11 protein-coding genes and 1 rRNA gene are annotated in these 18058 nt (G+C 75.4%); 8 read left to right on the plus strand and 4 right to left on the minus strand.

Going from position 1 to position 18058, the window contains the following annotated elements; translation table 11 throughout:
* A 5S ribosomal RNA gene (gene rrf / locus AC5RWQ_RS12975) occupies positions 1-117 on the plus strand.
* 274 nt (positions 118-391) lie between these two features.
* Positions 392-1018, plus strand: coding sequence for an NADPH-dependent F420 reductase (locus AC5RWQ_RS12980; RefSeq protein WP_494282985.1), 627 nt, complete (start codon positions 392-394; stop codon positions 1016-1018).
* A gap of 64 nt (positions 1019-1082) precedes the next feature.
* Here the strand turns inward: AC5RWQ_RS12980 and AC5RWQ_RS12985 are convergent, their stop codons facing one another.
* On the minus strand, positions 1083-2915 hold the full coding sequence (locus AC5RWQ_RS12985; protein ID WP_494282986.1) for a VanW family protein: 1833 nt from the start codon (positions 2913-2915) through the stop codon (positions 1083-1085).
* Between the two features lie 166 nt (positions 2916-3081).
* Here AC5RWQ_RS12985 and nudC point away from each other — a divergent pair, with 166 nt between their 5' ends.
* The gene (gene nudC / locus AC5RWQ_RS12990) at positions 3082-3999 is read left to right on the plus strand and encodes an NAD(+) diphosphatase (protein ID WP_494282987.1); all 918 of its coding nucleotides are present in this window, start codon (positions 3082-3084) and stop codon (positions 3997-3999) included.
* An 18-nt stretch (positions 4000-4017) separates the two neighbouring features.
* Here the strand turns inward: nudC and AC5RWQ_RS12995 are convergent, their stop codons facing one another.
* A complete protein-coding gene (locus AC5RWQ_RS12995) occupies positions 4018-5220 on the minus strand; it encodes a polysaccharide biosynthesis protein (RefSeq protein ID WP_494282988.1) in 1203 nt (400 codons plus the stop codon).
* Between the two features lie 166 nt (positions 5221-5386).
* Here AC5RWQ_RS12995 and AC5RWQ_RS13000 point away from each other — a divergent pair, with 166 nt between their 5' ends.
* Positions 5387-6142, plus strand: coding sequence for an FkbM family methyltransferase (locus tag AC5RWQ_RS13000; protein ID WP_494282989.1), 756 nt, complete (start codon positions 5387-5389; stop codon positions 6140-6142).
* A gap of 16 nt (positions 6143-6158) precedes the next feature.
* On the opposite strand, the gene AC5RWQ_RS13005 is transcribed toward AC5RWQ_RS13000, so the two are convergent.
* The gene (locus tag AC5RWQ_RS13005) at positions 6159-8546 is read right to left on the minus strand and encodes a hypothetical protein (protein WP_494282990.1); all 2388 of its coding nucleotides are present in this window, start codon (positions 8544-8546) and stop codon (positions 6159-6161) included.
* Between the two features lie 147 nt (positions 8547-8693).
* Here AC5RWQ_RS13005 and AC5RWQ_RS13010 point away from each other — a divergent pair, with 147 nt between their 5' ends.
* A complete protein-coding gene (locus AC5RWQ_RS13010; RefSeq protein ID WP_494282991.1) occupies positions 8694-10412 on the plus strand; it encodes an MmpA family trehalose lipid delivery protein in 1719 nt (572 codons plus the stop codon).
* Entirely contained in the window at positions 10409-10576 is a 168-nt protein-coding gene (locus tag AC5RWQ_RS13015; protein WP_334493907.1) for a hypothetical protein, read from the plus strand. The genes AC5RWQ_RS13010 and AC5RWQ_RS13015 overlap by 4 nt, the downstream gene beginning before the upstream one ends.
* Positions 10577-10648: 72 nt before the next feature.
* Here AC5RWQ_RS13015 and AC5RWQ_RS13020 read toward each other — a convergent pair whose 3' ends face one another.
* Positions 10649-11809, minus strand: coding sequence for a glycosyltransferase family 4 protein (locus AC5RWQ_RS13020; protein ID WP_494282992.1), 1161 nt, complete (start codon positions 11807-11809; stop codon positions 10649-10651).
* Between the two features lie 165 nt (positions 11810-11974).
* Between AC5RWQ_RS13020 and AC5RWQ_RS13025 the strand changes: the two genes are divergently transcribed.
* Complete coding sequence (locus AC5RWQ_RS13025) at positions 11975-13720, plus strand: substrate-binding and VWA domain-containing protein (protein ID WP_494282993.1); 1746 nt, start codon at positions 11975-11977, stop codon at positions 13718-13720.
* A complete protein-coding gene (locus AC5RWQ_RS13030; RefSeq protein WP_494282994.1) occupies positions 13717-18054 on the plus strand; it encodes an alpha-(1->3)-arabinofuranosyltransferase domain-containing protein in 4338 nt (1445 codons plus the stop codon). Before AC5RWQ_RS13025 ends, AC5RWQ_RS13030 begins: the two co-directional genes overlap by 4 nt.
* The last annotated feature ends 4 nt before the right edge of the window (positions 18055-18058 follow it).

Consider the following 18058-nt stretch of genomic DNA (forward strand, 5'->3'; position numbering starts at 1 on the left):
TACGGCGGTCATGGCGGAGGGGAAACGCCCGGTAACATTCCGAACCCGGAAGCTAAGCCCTCCAGCGCCGATGGTACTGCACTCGGGAGGGTGTGGGAGAGTAGGACGCCGCCGGACAACCATTCCAGTAGGCCCACCCCAACAGGGGTGGGCCTACTGCGTCTTCCGGGTCTGAGAAATTCACCGACCCGTTCGCCGAATCGGCCCGGGACGTACCGCTGCGGTCGGTACCGTCGGTGCGGGACCGCCCGAGGCGCGTCCCCCGACGGTGATGACGGCGGAAAACGTGACGTGGGGAACGCCTCGTCCGCAATCGGGGCGGACCGCTCGGGGTACCTGCTGACCGTACGACCGGAACTGACCGTCGGGACCGGCGGAGGCAGGAGTGGTCATGAAGATCGGAATCATCGGCTCGGGACACATTGGCGGCACCCTCACCCGGCGGCTGAGTGCACTCGGGCACGACGTGACAGTCACCAACTCGCGGGGCCCGCAGAGCCTCACCGACCTGGCGCAGGAGACCGGCGCGACCGCCGGCACCCTGGAGCAGGCCGTCCAGGACGCCGAGGTCGTGGTCGTGGCGATCCCGCTGATGGCCGTCCCCGGGCTCCCCGCGGAGCTCTTCGACGGCAAGATCGTCGTCGACGCCGACAACTACTACTCCCAGCGGGACGGCGACATCGCCGAGCTGCTGGACCGCAGCCTCAGCTCCAGCCGCTGGACCGCGGATCACCTCAAGGGCGCCCGCGTGGTGAAGGCGTTCAACAACATCCAGGCGGCCCACCTGATGGAGAACGGCCGGCCGGCCGGCTCCGGCGACCGGATCGCGCTGCCGGTGGCCGGTGACGACGCCGACGCCAAGCAACTGGTGATGCAGCTCGTCGACGCCCTGGGCTTCGACCCGGTCGACGCCGGCACCCTCGACGAGAGCTGGCGGCAGCAGCCGGACACCCCGGTCTACGGCACCGACCGCGACGCCGACGGCGTACGCCAGGGGCTGGCCGAGGCGCGGCCCTGAGCTGTTGTCCGTACCCGTGGAAAAGGCCCCGCCGGCGACCAGCCGGCGGGGCCTTTCCGTGCGGTCAGGGCGCGGCGGCTGGGTCGGGACCGCAGATGAACTTCGGCTCGGGGTCGTAGGTCCAGCTGAACTTCTCCCGCTTGATCACCGTGCCGCCCTTGGTGATGACCCGGAAGGCGTCCTGGCTGAAGCCCTCGCTCCCGGCGGCGGTGATGCAGTCCGGGCCGGGCGGGAGGTAGACGGTCTTCGGCTGGGTGATGTTGCGGCGGGGGCCGTACTCGGTCTTGACGCTGTCGTAGATCTTGGTGCTCCAGACCGACACGGTGATGGTGTTCGAGGTCCACGACGTGTCCAGCAACAGCCCGTGCGAGGTGTTGTTGCGGAACTTGAAGTCCAGCTCGGGCCAGTAGATCGTCGACTCGATGACCGCCGGATAGCGGCTGAAGTAGAACGAGTGCGGCTTGTGCTCGACGTCCTGCATGCCGGCGTAGTACGTGGCGTTGAAGAGCGTGGTGGTGAACTGTGAGACGCCGCCGCCCACCCCCGGCACCAGCTTGCCGCCCACGATCGTCGGCGCGTCCTGGTAGCCCTGGCCATAGCCACGCTCACCGGTGTGCTCGTTCAGGGAGAACGTCTCCCCCGGCTTCACGATCGTGCCGTCGACGTCCTTGGCCGCCTGGATGATGTTCTGGCTGCGCGGCGAGGAGAGCCCGCCGGGGAACTTGGTGCTGAAGGTGGAGACCCGCTCCTTGATGCCCAGCTCGGCCAGCTTCGCCTCGGTCAGCTCCGGCTCCGCCGGCTTGAGCTGGCCGGTGACCGTCCGGCCGTCCGTCTTCGGCAGCACGGCGAGCAGGTCGCGGCTCAGCGCCGCGGCGTCCAGCTGCTGGCCGGAGCGGCCCGGCACCACCGTCGGCTTGCCGCCGGCGATGGTCAGCCCGGCGTCCTTCGGCTCCACCTCGATCCCGTCGAGCCTGCCGTCGAGCGCGGCGCGCAGCCGCTTCACGTCGATCCGCGGGGTCAACCTGCCCGCCTCGTCGGCGGAGAACCGCAACGCCCGGGCGATCGCGGTCGGCGGCACGGTGACCGATCCCTTGGCGGTGGTGATGGTGACCGGGGCCGCGACGGCCGGCTTCGCCAGCTCGGCGACGAGCCGGTCCACCTCCTCCCGGGAGGTCGCCGGGGACCGCTCCGACAGCGGCACGGTCACCGGCTGCCCGCCCAGCCAGCCGTCCCGGACCACCTGCGCCGAGCGCTGCGGGTCGAGCGAGAGGCTCGGCTTCGGGTACACCGGCTTGGGGGTGGTCCCGGTGAAGATGATCGCCGGCATGGTCATCTCCCGGCCCCGCTTGCCGAGGACCTTGCGCAGCGCCGCGTCGAGCTTCGCCGCGTCCACGGTCACCACGGGCTGCACGCTGCGGGAGCCGAAGAGCCGGCTCACCGGGTGCGCCTCCGCGTCGACCGCCGCCGCGACCGTGGCGTCCACGTCCACCCGCAGCCCCACGTCGGCGGGCCTGATCTGGGCCTTCTGGTCCCCCAACAGCACGGTCACCGGGTTGTTCAGGGTGCCGGCCCGGCGCTCCAGCTCGGCCGTCAGCTCCCGGGCCGCCGCCGGGCGGCTCCGGCCACCCAGCTCGGCGCCGAGCACCGTCGTGCCCCGGGGGACGTCACCGGCGTACGCGTAGGCGCCGGCGCCGGTCACGCCAGCCAGCACCGCGGCGGCCAGCCCGCCGGCGAGCAGCAGGCGGGTGCGCCGTGACCACGAACCGGGCCCCCGGCCCGAACCGGGAGCCTTCCCGGCCTGGTCCGGGCCGTCGTCGCCCGGCCAGCTCACCGCGGTGACCTGCACCGTGGGGCGTTCGTCGGAGACCTGTTTGTCGCCGTACAGGGTCACAGCCACCTCTATCGGGACGTACCACGTGGGGGGTTGCGGCCCCCAGAGAGACACCTACGGTAGCCAACCCGCGGGCCGGATGACACCGTGCGGCCGGTCATCCTCGATACCGCGTGTCGGCCATGTCCGCCCCGGTCACCCGTTGTGTGCGCGGCCATGGCACGGTGTCGGAGTGAACGGGCGGACATTGGCGTACGGGGGCGGTTGGCTGGACCGGGCGGGCGCGCGACGCAGCGACCCGGAGTGGATCTCCGCCCGGTGGACGGACCCGACGAGCGCGGTGCTGCCGCTCTGGCGCGGCCACTGCCTCGTCGACGCCGGCCGGAGCCCGGTGCGGCTCGCCGCGCCCGCCGCGGGTGAGCTGCTCGCCGCCGCTGGGCAGACCGTCTTCCTCGGCCTCGACGACGGCGCCGCGCTCTTCGCCGCCGACCTCTCCGGGCAGCCCGAGGCGGAAGCGCTGCGGCTGGCCGGCGCCGCCGCGGCGGTCGACGTGCGCGCCCTGGCCGGCACGCTCGCCGTCGGCGAGGCGGCGACGCAGGCGTACGCGCGGGGGCTGCTGCACTGGCACCGGTCGCACCGGCACTGCGGCAGCTGCGGCGCCGCCACCACGGCCCGGGACGGTGGACACGTGCGGGCCTGCACCGGGCCGGGATGCGAACGGCTGCACTTCCCCCGGATCGAACCGGCGGTCATCGTGCTGGTCGAGGCCCCCGGCACCCCGGACCGCTGCCTGCTGGCCCGGCACGCGGGCGCGCCCGAGGGGTCCTACTCGACGCTCGCCGGCTTCGTCGAGGTGGGCGAGAGCCTGGAGGACGCGGTGCGCCGGGAGATGGCCGAGGAGGCCGGGGTGACCGTCGGCGATCTCCGCTACCAGGGCTCGCAGGCCTGGCCCTTCCCGGCCGGGCTGATGGTCGGTTTCCGGGCCACCGCCGCGACGGAGGAGGTCCGGGTGGACGGGGTGGAACTGCTCGAGGCGCGCTGGTTCACCCGCGCCGAGCTGCGCGCCCGGGTGGCCGGCGGGTGGCCGCTCGGCCGGGTCGACTCGATCGACCGCCGGCTGCTCGGCGACTGGCTCGCCGCTGGCGACTGACCGCCGGTCGCCACCCGCTCAACGGCGGGGCCGGAAGACCAGCCCGGCCATCACCGCAGCGGTCAGCGCCGCCGTGGCCAGCGCGCAGGTCAGCACCCCTTCGACCGTACGCGGGGCGAGCAGCGTGGCCGCCGCCGCCAGCCCGGCCGTGGCCACCCAGAGCGGCGCCGCCGGGAACCGGGCACCGCTGGCCACCCGGTCGTTGACCAGCATGAAGACCACCGCGTACAGGGCGCCGGTGGCGGCGAAGAGCGGGGCCTCCCCGGCCAGGTGCAGGTAGTCGGCGCCGCCGGCCAGCCGGAACGCCAGCTCCCCACCGAGCGTGGCCGCCGCCACCAGAGCCGAGCCGCAGGCCAGGATCAGCGCCAGCGCCGTCGCCCGGGCCCGCCGGTCACCCTGGGCGAGTCGGGGCAGCACCAGCAGCGTCACCACCTGTGGCGCCCAGAGCGCGCCCTTGGTGAGCACCGCACCGACGGCGTACGCCCCGGAACCGTCCGCCGGCAGCAGCTGCCGGGCGAGGATCAGGTCGGCGTACGAGATGGTGAGCATCGCCAGGGTGGCCGCGCACGCGGTCACCACCTGACGCGGGACGAGCCGGTCCGCCGGGGCGGCCGTCGGCGGGTGGGGGCCGGGGCGAGCGGCGGCCAGGCGGGCCAGCAGCGGCAGGGCGAGGATCCCGGTGAGCGTGCCGATCAGCAGGCAGCCGAACAGGCCCAGGCCGAGCGCCAGGCCGAGGGCCGGCCCGCCGTAGCGGCCGACGGCCAGCACCGTCATCGCGGCGGAGAGTCGCAGGAACCGCTGGTCGCCCTGGAGCTCGCCGAGCCAGCGCCCGGACAGCACGGTGGCGAAGGTGGCCGCGGCCAGCAGCAGGGTCAGCGCGAACGGCAGTCGCAGCGCCACGGTGAGCACGGGCGCCGCCGCGAGGGTGAGCCCGGCGCTCACGCCGGCCGTCAGCAGCGACAACCGCCGGGTCGAGGTGGGGCCGGTCCGGGCCCGGTGGGCGGCCACCGCGATCTGGAGGCCGAAGCCGGGCACCGTGCTGATCGCGCCGAGGGCCAGCAGGGTGGCCAGCGCGCCGAGGTCGGCGGCGGTCAATCGGCGGGCGCCGAGCAGCGGGACCAGGTAGGCGAGGGCGTTGGTCAGCATGGTGGCGACCGTGACGGCGGCGCCGGCGGCGCCGAGCCCCGTCGCCCGCGCGTCCCTGCCGATGGTCCGTGTCATGTCGCCCCGAGTGCCCGCACTGCTCCCCGACCGTGCGCGTCGTGGCCGGCGGACGGCCGGGACCGGTGGCCCGACGGGGAGACCGTACCGGTCCACCGGCCGGCCCGACAGCCCCGCACCGGTGGCCACTGCCGCCGCCGTCGATTGACGTCTAGTGTGCTGGCCCATGGCGTCGACGAACAAGACCGCGGCAGCCACCTCCGGGCTGGCCGCGAAGCTCCCCGAGCGGTGGTTGGCCGACGGCATCCGGCTGGTCTATCCGCGGGTGGAACCGGAGCTGGCGCGGCTGGCCGAATACGTACCCCGCGGGGGCACCGCCGTGGACATCGGGGCCTGGTACGGCCCGTGGACGGCCCGGCTGTTGCGCCGCGCCGACCGGGTCGTCTCGGTCGAGCCCACACCGGCGCTGGCCCGGCAACTGCGGGCGGCGTTCCCCACCGTCGAGGTGGTCGAGGCGGCCGTCTCCGACCACGAGGGCAGCGCCGCGCTCTACCTGCCTGAGGGCGGCGCGATCGTCGGCACCTCCTCGCTGGAGCAGCCGGGGCAGGGCAGCCCGGTCGAGGTCCGCCGGACCACCCTCGACGCGCTCGGCCTGACCGACGTGCGCTTCGTCAAGCTCGACATCGAGGGGCACGAGCTGGCCGCGCTGCGCGGTGGCGCGGAGACGATCCGGCGGGACCGCCCGGTGCTGCTGGTCGAGGTGGAGGAGCGGATCCAACCGGTGGAGCCGTTGCTGGATCTGCTCACCGGCTGGGGCTACCGCGGGTACGTCCTGCCCGGCCGTACCTGGGTCCCGCTGGCCGGGTTCGACCTCGGCCGGCACCAGCGTGAGGCGATCGCCCGGGTCCGGCACAGCTTCGTCCGCCGGGTGCTCTGGCCCCACCCCCGGTACGTCAACTCGGTGCTGTTCCGGCCGGAGTGAGCACCGGCCGGCCCGGTCACTGCTGGGGGGTGGGGGTGCCGATCGCGACCTCGTTCGTGCAGAGGGTGACCCCCGGGGCGTCGATGCTCAATTCCGCGGTGTCGCCGCCGCCGGTGAACTCGAAGAAGATCTGGTGGAGCCCGGTCTTCACCGGGAACCGCTTCTCGTCGTCGCCGAGCCGGAAGGTGGCCATCGTGTCGCCGGAGCTGAGGTAGCCGATCCGGACCACCCAGAACCAGTCGTCCCGACCCCCGGTGAGCGGCATCCGGACCGTGTTCCCGCCGGTGACCTTCCAGCCGCAGGCCGGGTCCGGGCCGGGCTGGGCCGTCGGGCCGTCGACCCGTACCGGGCTGATCCGGCCCGACGGGTCGAGCATCGACGGCGTCTCGGCCTCGGTGACGAAGACCGGCCGCTCCGGCAGGGCCCGGAAGAAGGTCGACTGCCGGTTGTACGGCGCGGAGAGCGCGGGCACCACATCGCCGGGCACCGGCTGGTCAGCACCGAGAAAGACCGTCCCGGGCGGGGCGGCGGCCAGCTCGGCGCGGACCGTGTCCAGGTAGACCCGTCCGCTCTTGGCCGCCCACTCGTCGCCGAAGCGGGCGGTCGTCCAGGCGGTGCCGAGCCCACCGGCCGCCAGGGCGAGGACCAGGCCGGCGGAGACCGCCTCGCGGTGCCGTACCAGCACGGCCGGCAGCGGCGGGTCGTCCGGATCCCGGCCGTCGGTGAACGCTCTGGGCAGCGCCGGCTCGACCGGCTGGCGCTGGGCGGGAAGCTGCTGCGGCGGGGCCGAGGTCGCAGCGGCGTCCCCGACCGGCTCCGCCGCGGGCGGCAGCGCGCCGGTCGAGGGTGTCGCGGTGGCGGCCACCGGGCCCGCGCCGGCGCTCGCGCGCTGCGGGGGCGCGTCGAACGGCCGCGCCGACGGGGGCCGCGCCGGAAGCGGAACGTCGTCGTCGTACTCGGCGTGCAGGACGCCGTGCGGGCGGTAGACACCCGCCGGAACCGCGACCGGGTCGGCCGGCGGGGCCACCGTCCCGGTCGGCTCCGCGTCCGCGTCGCCGGACTCGCTGCCGGTCGCGGTCTCTCCCTCGGTGGGAAGGGCCTGGTCGCCGTCGGAGTCACCGCCGTCCTGGCCGGTCCGCACCGCCCCGACCGGGGTCGCGTCGTCGACCGTCCGTTCCTCGTCGGCGTCCGCCATGGCCGGCTCCTCGTCCCCGGCGGCCCGCTCCGGGTCGGCCGGGACGAAGCGGTCCGGTACGGGGCGCAGACCGAGCAGGGCGACGCCGATGCAGAGCGCGGCCACCACCACCACGTCGCTGACGTACCGGGGGACGGCGCCGGCGACGTCGCTGTAGATCGACCCCAGCCGGGTCGCGGCGAGCAGGGCGGTCACCATGACCAGATAAGCGGTCAGCAGCAGCCACGCCCGCCCGGCGACCCGGCGCAGCCGCACGGTCAGCAGCACCAGCACCAGGAAGGCCGCCCAGGCGATCCACCGCCCCAGCTCCGGCGGGGCGGTCACCGGGGCCCCGTCGCCGGCCGGGAGCCACCGCCACGGCCCACCCAGCAGCCCGGGTACGACGGTGGAGCCGAAGAGCTGCCAGAGGAACGAGAAGACCTCGCCGAGCGAGTCGGGCCGGCGCAGGGACGACTCGGCCCGGGAGCCGTAGAGCGCGAGGAAGCCGACCGACAGGACGGTCAGCAGGAGCCAGGACGGCCAGAACCGCCGGACGGTGGTCAGCACCGCGCGCACCGGCGGCCCGTCGACGAAGAGGAACACGGTCAACAGGAAGACCAGCGGCACCACCAGCAGCGCCTTCTCGAAGAAGAGCAGCCCGAACAGCACCGCCAGCCCCAGCGACACCAGGTGCCGCCGCCGGCCGGTGCGGACGTAGCCGAGCTGCGCCCCGACGGCGAGCACCATCGCGATCTGCATCGGCAGCATGTTCACCCCGACCGCCCACCACGAGGTGGCCTCCAGGGTCAGCGGGCTGAACAGGAACACCGCCAGCGGCACCAGCAGCGCCCAGCCGGGGCGGACCAGGGTGCGCAGCAGCCGGGCGAAGCTCACCGCCAGCACGGCCTGGGCGGCGGTGAGCAGCAGGACGTACGGCCAGTAGGCGAGGCCCACCACCCGGGTCACCAGCCAGGTGATCAGCAGCGCGCCCGGCATGAAGTGGTTGTTGTACAGGGTGAGCAGGAAGCCCGGTGTCAGGTCGGACCCCGCCGCGCGGGCGATCAGCACGTAGTCGTCGACCGCCAGGTAGCCGCGGGAGGCCAGCTGGGCCCGCCAGAGCAGGCTGACCACGATCATCGCGACGGCCACCGCCCGTACCGGGTGCAGCCGGGTCCAGCCACTGGCGAGGCCATTCCCCTGGGAGGCGGTGGTCGCACCGGTCAATGCCATGGCGGGAAGACTGCCACACCGGCCACCGGCCGTCCCATCAGGTCAACGGGTGGTTCGCGGGTCGCCGGGACGCGGGCGGCGCCGCGTACAGTGGCCGCCGGACCAGGGCGGCCCGGGCCGCACCCGGCAGGCAGGTGAGGTCGACGGATGCGTGGACGGCTCGTGCCGCACGGCGTGGCCGCCGCCGTGACGGCGGTGGTGCTCGCCCCGCTCGCGCTGCCCGGGTACGCGCTCCGCTACGACATGGTCTTCGTGCCCCGGCAGGCGTTGAGCTGGGAGGTGATCGCCCCGGCCTCGGCGCTGCCCCGGGCCGTGCCGCAGGACGCGGTCGTCGCACTCGCCACCCAGCTCGTGCCCGGTTGGCTGCTGCAACGGCTGGTGCTGGTGGCGATCCTGTGGCTCGCCGCGCTCGGCGCCGCCCGGCTCGTGCCGACCGAACGGACGGCCGTCCGGGTGGTCGCCGCCGTCGGGTACGCCTGGACCCCCTACCTCGCCGAGCGGCTGCTGATCGGCCAGTGGGGGCTGCTGCTGGCGTACGCGCTGCTGCCCTGGCTGGTGGCGGCGGCGCTCGGGGTGCGGGCCGGCCGGCCCGGTGCGCTGCCCCGGCTGCTGCTCGCGGTCGCCGGCTCCGCGATCACCCCGACCGGCGGGGTCATCGCCCTGGCGGCGGTCGTGGTGCTGCTGCCCGGCCGCTATCCGGGCGCCGTTCGGCGGACCGGCACCGCGCTCGCCGCCGCCGTGGCGCTCAACGCGCCCTGGCTGGTCGCCGGGGCGGGCAGCGCCACCGGCGGCCGCTCCGACCCGGCCGGGGTGGCCGCCTTCGCCGCCCGCGCCGAGAACTGGGGAGGGCCGCTGGTCGCGCTCACCGGCACCGGCGGGATCTGGAACGCGCTGACCGTCCCCGCCTCGCGGCAGGCCGGGGTGGTGCCGTTGGCCACCGGGCTGGTGCTGCTGCTCGCCGGCTACGGCGTGCCGCTGCTGCGCCGGCGCTGGCCGAACGGCGCCGCCGGGCGGCTCGGGGCGCTCGCGCTCGGCTCGTGGCTGGTCGCCGCGCTGGGGGTGCTCCCCGGCGGGGCGGCGCTGCTCGGCTGGCTGGTGGACACGGTGCCCGGCGCCGGCCTGGTCCGCGACGGGCAGAAGATGCTCGTGCCGTACGCCCTGGCCCTGGCGGTGGCCGGGGCGCTCGGCGCGGAACGGCTGGCCGACCGGCTCGCCGCCCGGTTCGATCCGACCACCGGCCTGGTGCTGCTGGTGGGGGCGGCGCTGCTGCCGGTGGCGATCCTGCCCGACCTGGCCTTCGGTGGGATCGGCCGGATCCGGCCGGTGCCGTACCCGGCCGACTGGACGACCGTGGCGCGGCAGGTGGCCGACCGACCCGGTGAGGTGCTCTCCCTGCCGTTCCAGGAGTACCAGCGGTACGGCTGGAACCACGGGCGGGTGGTGATCGACCCGGCGCCCCGGTACCTGTCGTCGCCGGTGCTGATCGACGACACCCTGCGAGTGGGTGACCTCGCCGTGGGCGGGGAGGACCCGCGGGCGGCCCAGGTCCGGGAGCTGCTCGCCGCCGGCCGGCCGCTGGCCGCGACCGGGGTGCGCTGGGTGCTGGTGCAGCGGGCGGCCGGCCCGCCGGTGCCCGGCTCGGCACTGGCCGGGCTGCGTCCGGTCCACCTCGGACCGGAACTGCGCCTCTACGAGAACCCGGACTGGACGCCCCCGACCGCAGCCCGCGGGCCGGGGCGCGCCGGATGGGCGCACCTGCTGGCCGGAACGGTGGTGTTGATGATCGGGTTTTCGGGCACTGCGCAGGTGCTCCGGGGCGTGGTAGCGTCCCGGCACGCGAGTCCCGCGGAAGGAGAAGGTGGATGAGGAACCTGCCCGCGTTCGTCGCCGTCGGGGTGCTCGGAGTCGTGCTCGGCCTGCTCGGCGCCGTCGGTCTGGCGAATGTGCTCAGCCCGTCCGCCCAAGAGGTCGCCAACACGAGCAGTGTGAGCGAAAAGGGCACCGACACCCCGCTTTACGGCACGCGCTGAACCACCGTCGAACGGGGCGTCCGCTGTCGCGGGCGCCCCGTTCGCGCGTCCGCCGCCGGGCCGGCGCCGGTGCTAGCGGGCGGCGGTGAGCTGGGCGACCAGCTGGGCGAAGCGGGCCCCGGTCGCGGTCCAGGTGAACCGGGCCGCGTGGGCGAGCGCCGCCTCACCCATCGCCTTGCGCCGTACGTCGTCGGCGAGCAGCTCGCGTACCCGCTCGGCGAACTCACGCTCGTCGTCGACGAGCAGACCGGTCTCGGTGTCGACCATCGCCTCGGCCACCCCGCCGGCATAGCGGAAGGCGACCGTCGGGGTGCTCCGGGCGGCGGCCTCCACGATCGTCAGCCCCCAGCCCTCCTTGAGCGACGGGGTGAGGGCCAGCCAGCAGGAGGAGAGCACCTCGTGCTTGTCGTCCTCGCTGATGAAGCCGGTGAACCGCACCCGATCGGCGATGCCAAGGCTCTCGCTCAGCTCCCGCAGCGGCAGCTCCCACCAGCCCTGACCGGCCACCACCAGCTCCAGGTCGGGCAGCTCGGCGGTCAGCTCGGCCACCGTACGCAGGGCGATCTCCACCCGCTTGTGCGGCACCAGGCGGCCGAGCACCAGCAGCGACGGGTGGGTCGTCCGGGGCAGCGGGCGGCCGGTGACCGGGGGCGTGCCGTTGGGCACCACGTCGATCCGCTCCCGGTCCACCCCCAGCTCCGCCAGCTCGGCCCGGCTCGCCTCGGAGACCGTGACGTAGCGGCAGCGCCGGTAGAGCCGCACCGCCAGCCACGACTCGATCCACCAGCCGAGCCGGGACATCACCGGGCCGAAGACCACCGGCCACTGCTCCCGGTGCACGTGGTGGACCAGGGCGAGCACCGGACGGCCCACGTAGAGCGGGGCGAAGAACGGCACCCCGTTGCAGACGTCCACCACCAGGTCCGGGCGGCCGAGCCGACGCCGACTCAGCGGACCCAGCCCGAACCGGCCGGCGAGACAGGTCAGCGCCGCGCGGGCGTACACGGTGTGCCGGGAGCCGCGGCGCAGCACCCGTACCCCGTCGGGGTTGGTCTCGGCCGGCGCGCCCCGCTCGTGCGCGGCGCAGAGCAGCGTCACCCGGTGGCCGGCGGCGACCAGCTCGGCGGCGATCCGCTCGATGTAGACCTCCGAGCCGCCGCCCTCGGGGTTGCTCGTGTCGCGCCAGTTCAGGAACAGCACGTGGCGAGCGGTGGTGCTGCCGGACTTCTCCACGCTGCTCCTACCGATCAGTAAGCGGCACGATCGCGCCACCCTAGGGCGGCTCGGCCCAGGTACGCAATGGGTCTTGTCGGTGGCGACGATCGGATAACGGGTCGTCGATCGGGGGTTTGCCGGGGGCCGGAAACCTTGGCAGGGTGTGCAGCGCGGACGCGCGCGGTGCCGGTGCGGGCACCGGCCGCCCCGATCCGCGACACCCGTGACCTGCGGCCGGCACCCGTCGGCGGGCGAGACGACGAGGAGGTGACCGCCGTGCGCAAGGCGTCGCTGCGGTTCCTCACCCGTCGGTCCCCGGTGGTGCTGCTCAGCGCCGCGCTGGTGCTGCTGCTGGTCGGCTGGGCCGGCGTCGCCTGGCTGCGCGACGAGCGGACCGTCCCGGAGTGCGCCGAGCGGGTCCGGCTGCGGATCGTCGCCGCGCCCGTGGTCGCCCCGGCGGTGGACCGGATCGCCCGGGCCACCGTCGGCCGGCAGCCCTGCGTGGCGATCGTGGTGCAGGCTCGCGAGTCGGACGCCGTCGCCGCCGAGCTGGCGAGCGGCGCCGACGTGGCGGACGCCTGGCTGCCCGAGTCGACGTTCTGGCTGCGCCGGGCCCGGGCCGCCGGCGCCTTCGAGGTGCCCGGCCAGGGCACCTCGGTGGCCAGCACCCCGGTCGTCCTCGCGGTGACCGAGCCGGTGGCCCGCCGGAGCGGCTGGCCGGCCCGCCCGCTGACCTGGGGCGCTCTGATCGGCCCCAAGGCCGGCGCGGTGAAGGTCGGGCTCCCCGACCCGGCGGCCGACCCGGCCGGGGTCGGCGCGCTGCTCGGAGTCCGCGGGCTGGCCGCCGGTGAGAGCGACCCCGGCGGCGCGGTGGCGGCGGCGCTGCGCCGGCTCGCCGGGCGCACCTTCGCCGCCGGCACCGCGCTGCCTCCCGGCACCGGGCTGCCGGGCTGGTCGGACGCGGTCGCCAGCACCGAACGGGCGGTGCTCGGGCACAACACGCTGACCGGCGCCGGCAAGCTCGTCGCCGCGTACCCTGAGGTCGCGGTCCCGTCGCTGGACCTGCCGTACGTGGTCCTGCCCGCCGCCGGGAACACCGCCCGGGGCGCGGCGGCCGGCTTCCTCACCGACCTGCTCGGCACGGGCGCCCGCGAGGTGCTCACCGGGTACGGCTTCCGCACCGCGGCCGGCTTCCCGCCGGCGATCCCGCGCGACGGGCGGCTCAGCCCGGACGTCCGGCTGCCCGTCCCGCTGCCCGCCGAGGAGACGGTCACCCAGGTGCTCACCGGGTGGAGCGGCGTGCAGCGCAGCGCGCGGATCCTCACCGTGATCGACGTTTCCGGGTCGATGGCCGTGCAGGTGCCCGGCAGCGGTGGCACCCGGCTCGACGCCACCGTGGCCGCCGCCCGGGAGGGCGCCGGGCTGCTGCTGGACAACAGCGAGCTGGGCGTCTGGGTCTTCTCCACCAAGGTCGACGGCGACCGCGACTACCAGGAGATCCTCCCGGTCCGCCCGCTGCGCGTCCAGCGGGCCGCGCTGGCCCAGCGGCTGGCCGAGGTGCGGGTCAAGCCCAACGGCGGCACCGGCCTGTACGACACGACGCTGGCCGCGTACCGGGACGCCCGGCGGCACTGGACCCCGGGCCGGATCAACCTGGTGCTGGTGATGACCGACGGCCGCAACGAGGACACCGAGAGCATCGGCCGGACGAAGTTCCTCGCCGAACTCCGCGCCCTGCAGGACCCGCGCCGGCCGCTGCCGATCGTCTTCGTCGGCCTCGGCCGGGACGTCGACCCGGAGGAACTGAACGCGATTGCGAAGGTGACCGGTGGCCAGGTGTTCCGCACCGACCAGCCGAAGGGGATGCGGCAGATCTTCTTCTCCGCGCTGGCGGACCTGAGCTGCCTGCCGCCGGAGTGCCGCCGGTGACCGCCGACCCGCGGCCCGTGATGGCGACCCTGCCGGTACGGGTGGCCCGCCGCCTGGTCCGGCCGATCCGGGAGGCCCCCGCCACCGCGCTCTGCCTGCTGCTGCTCACCGCCGTCGCGTTCGCCCAGCGGCCCGGCCAGGTCACCTTCGACACCAAGCTCGACCTGGCGGCGAACCCGGTGCACTTCCTGGCCCGGGCGCTGCACCTGTGGAACCCGGAGGCCACCTCCGGCGAGCTGCAGAACCAGGCGTACGGCTACCTCTTCCCGATGGGCCCGTTCTTCGCCGCCGGGCAGCTGCTCGGCCTGCCGCCGTGGATCACCCAGCGGCTCTGGTGCGCGCTGCTCTTCGGCGCCGCCTTCTACGGCCTGCTGCTGCTGGCCCGGACGATGCGGATCGGCACCGAACCGACCCGGTACGCGGCGGCGCTGGGCTACGCGCTGGCGCCCCGGGTGCTCACCGAGATCGGCGCGCTCTCCTCGGAGGTCCTCTCCGCCGCGATGCTGCCCTGGGTGCTGCTGCCACTGGTCCGGGTGCGGCGGATCGGCTCGCCCCGCCGGGCCGCCGCGCTCTCCGCCCTGGCGGTGCTCGGCATGGGCGGGATCAACGCGGCGGTGGTGCTGCTCGCCCTGGTGCTGCCCGGAGTGTGGCTGCTCTCCCGCCGCTGGGACGCCGCCCACCTGCGGCTGGTCGGCTGGTGGTGCGTCTGCGTCACCGCGGTCTGCCTCTGGTGGATCGTTCCGCTGCTGCTGCTCGGCCAGTACAGCCTGCCGTTCCTGGACTACATCGAGTCGTCCACCACGACCACCGCGGTCGCCTCGCTCTTCCAGGCGGTACGCGGCACGAACCAGTGGGTGGCGTACATCGTCCAGGGCGACCCGTGGTGGCCGGCCGGCTGGCTGCTGATCGACCACCCGGTGCTGATGGCGCTCACCGCCGTACTGGCGCTGCTGGGCCTGGCCGGGCTGGCTGGCAACCTGCTGCCCGAGCGGCGGTTCCTGGTGCTCGGCTTCCTGACCGGGCTGACCCTGCTCACCATGGGGTACGTCGGCAGCCTGGACAGCCCCCTGTCCGAGCAGGTGCGGAACCTGCTGGACGGGCCGCTGGCGCCGCTGCGCAACGTGCACAAGCTGGACCCGGTGCTGCGGCTGCCGCTGATGCTCGGCTTCGCGCACGGCGTGGACGCCTGGGCCACCCGCCTGCAGACCGCGGCCCGCCGACGTCGCCCGGGCCTGCGGCTCCGCCCGGTGGTCTTCGTACCGGTCCTGGCGCTGGTGCTGGGCGCCGCCGCGCCGGCCTGGATCGGGCTGCTGCGACCCGGGCCCGGCTGGGCGGACCTGCCGCCGCACTGGCGGGCGGCGGCCACCTGGCTGGCCGATCGGGACGCCCTGGCCCGCACCCTGATGGTGCCGGGTTCCAGCTTCGCCCAGTACGACTGGGGCCGCACCGTCGACGAGCCGTTGCAGGCCCTGGCGGGGGCGCCCTGGGCGGTGCGCCACCAGATCCCGCTCGGTTCGACCGGCAACACCCGGATGATGGACACCGTCGAGACGGTGCTCTCCAGCGGTCACGGCTCCGCCGGGCTGGCCGACTTCCTGGCCCGCTCCGGCTTCCACCACCTGCTGCTCCGCAACGACCTCGACCGGACGCAGGTGGACGCGCCGCCGGTGGCGGTGCTGCGCCGGGCGCTGGCCCAGTCGCCGGGGATCGTCCGGGTGGCGTCCTTCGGCAGCACCGGCGCGGTCGGGCGGGCGGTCGGCAGCCCGGTCGACGAGGACGCCGGCAGGCTGCCGGCCGTCGAGGTGTACGAGGTGCGCCGCCCGGTCCCGGTCGCCTCGGCGGTCCTCACCGCCGACGTGCCCACGGTCAGCGGCGGCCCGGAGACCCTGCTGCCCCTGCTGGAACAGGGCGTGGTGGAACGGGACCGGCCGGTGGTCCTCGCCGGGGACCGCGCCAGCGGCGCGACCGGTGACCGGTGGATCGTCACCGACGGGCTGCGCCGGCGGGAACGGAACATCGGCCGGGTACGGGACAACCTCAGCCAGACGCTGACCGCCACCGAGGCGGGGCGGCAGGGCCGGGTCGCGTTGGACCTGCTGCCGTTCCCCGGGGGCAACCACCAGACGGTCGCCACCTACCAGGGGGTTCGCGAAGTGACCGCGTCCAGCGCGGTGAGCTTCGTGGACAACCTGGCCCCCGCCGACCCGTCGCACCTGCCGTTCGCCGCCGTCGACGGGGACGCGAGCACCGCCTGGCACTCCGCGCCGCTGGCCGGGCCGGTGGGCCAGTGGCTCCAGCTCGACCTGGACACCCCGCGCAACGTGCAGCAGATCTCCGTGGCCTTCGTGGGTGACCTGGGCGTCGGCTGGCCGGTGACCCGGTTCCGGATCACCACCGACCGGGGCGCGGTCGACCACGACGTGGTGCCGGACCTGGGCGCCCGGACGTACTACACGCTCCCCGGCACGACCAGCTCGGTGCGGATCACGGTGCTGGCGGTGGCCGACGGCCGGATCGACGGTGGGGTGGGCATCCGGGAGCTGTCCGTACCGGGGATCACCCCCCGTCGCGCGCTGCGCGTCCCCGCCGATCTGCCCGCCACCGGAGCCGGCGGAGTCTCCTGGTCGTTCAGCCGGGGTTCGGCGAGCCGACCGGCGTGCTTCCCCTCCGCCGCGACGGGCGCCGCCGGCACCGACTCGCCGCCGGCCACCGACGACGGAACGGGTGCCCCCGCGACCGGCGGCGGCCAGGCCGGCACGCCGGCCACCGGGGTCCGGGCCGCCGGCGCGGTCGTCCGGTGCGACCGGTTCCTGGCCCGGGTGGGTGAGGAACCGCTCGGGCTGGACCGGTTGTTCCGCAGCTCGACCGCGGGCACCTGGCAGCTCGGGGTCACCGCGGTGGCCCGATCGGGCGGCGCGTTGACGCTGGCCGGGGCGCCGGTGGCGGCGGGCGCCTCGTCGTACCTGTCGGGGGACGCGACGGTCGGGCCGTGGGCGGCGGTCGACGGGGACCCGGGCACCGCCTGGCTGGCCGACATCACCGACCTGCGGCCCACCCTCCGGCTGAGCTGGTCGGGCGCGCGCCGGATCGACCGGCTGCGGCTGCGCCCGGCAGACCTGCCGGTGGGTTCGCTGCCCACCCGGGTCGAGGTCCGCGCCGGTGGCCGGACCCAGCTCGTCCCGGTCGACCCCGACGGTCTGGTCCGCCTGACGCCGGTGCGGACCGACCGGTTGGAGATCGCCGTCCGGGAGTCCACCCCCCGGGTGTCGGACCGGCGGGGCAACGGCTGGACGGCCACCGCCGGCATCGCCGAGGTGGAGGTGCCCGCGCTGGCCGATCTGCTTCGGCCGCTGCCGGCGGACGTCCGGCTCGTCGCGCCGTGCGGCGCCGGCCCGGCCGTGGAGCTCGACGGATTCCGGTACGACACCTCGGTCACCGGCACCCTGGCCGACGCGGTCGCCGGCCGGTCGATGCCGGTGACCCTCTGCGGCGACACCGGCGCGGTGGTGGACCTGCCGGCCGGCGGGCACCGTCTGGTCACCGCGCCGTCGTCCGGGTTCGTGGCGCAGGACGTGACGCTGCGTCCGACCGGTGGGACGCGGGTAGCCCCTCGGCACCGGGACGTCCAGGTGCGCGAGTGGGCGCCGACCGAGCGCCGGGTACGGGTCGGCGCGGGTGAGAGCGCGCTGCTGGTGGTACCCGAGAACGCGAACGCCGGCTGGACGGCCCGGCTGGACGGACGGGCGTTGCCGGTGGCCCGGGTCGACGGGTGGCAGCAGGCGTTCGTGCTGCCGGCGGGGGCCGGCGGCGAGGTCGTGCTGGAGTTCGCTCCCGACCGCGCCTACCGGGGCGGCCTGGCCGCCGGGGCGCTCACCGCGCTCGGCGTGCTGGTGCTCGCCGCCTGGCCGGTGCGGCGGCGGCCGGAGGACGGGGCGCCGATCCCGGCGGAGGGTGCGCCCTGGTTCGTGGGGACGCTGCTGGTGGTGCTGCTCGCCGCGCTGGGCGGGGTGCTGCCGGTGGCGATCGTGCTGGCCGCGATGCTGCTGCGCCAGCTCGCCCGGCGGGCCCTTCCGGTGGTGGTGTTCGGCGGGCTGGCGGTGGCCACGATAACCGCCGTGGCCGGCCGGGTGCGCGGGCACGGCCAGGAGTGGGCCTACGGGACGTGGGTGCAGGCCGCCATGCTGGTGGCGATCGGCGCGGTGGTCGCGGCGGTGGTCCCGGTCCCGGGCGCCCCCGCGCCGGCCGGGGACGTCGCGGAACCGGTGGACGAGCAGGTGACAGCCCCGGTGGCCGGCGACCCGCCGACCGCCGGCGAGAACGAGGACGGACGGTAGTGCG

The sequence above is a fragment of the Micromonospora sp. BS32 genome (assembly GCF_059089345.1).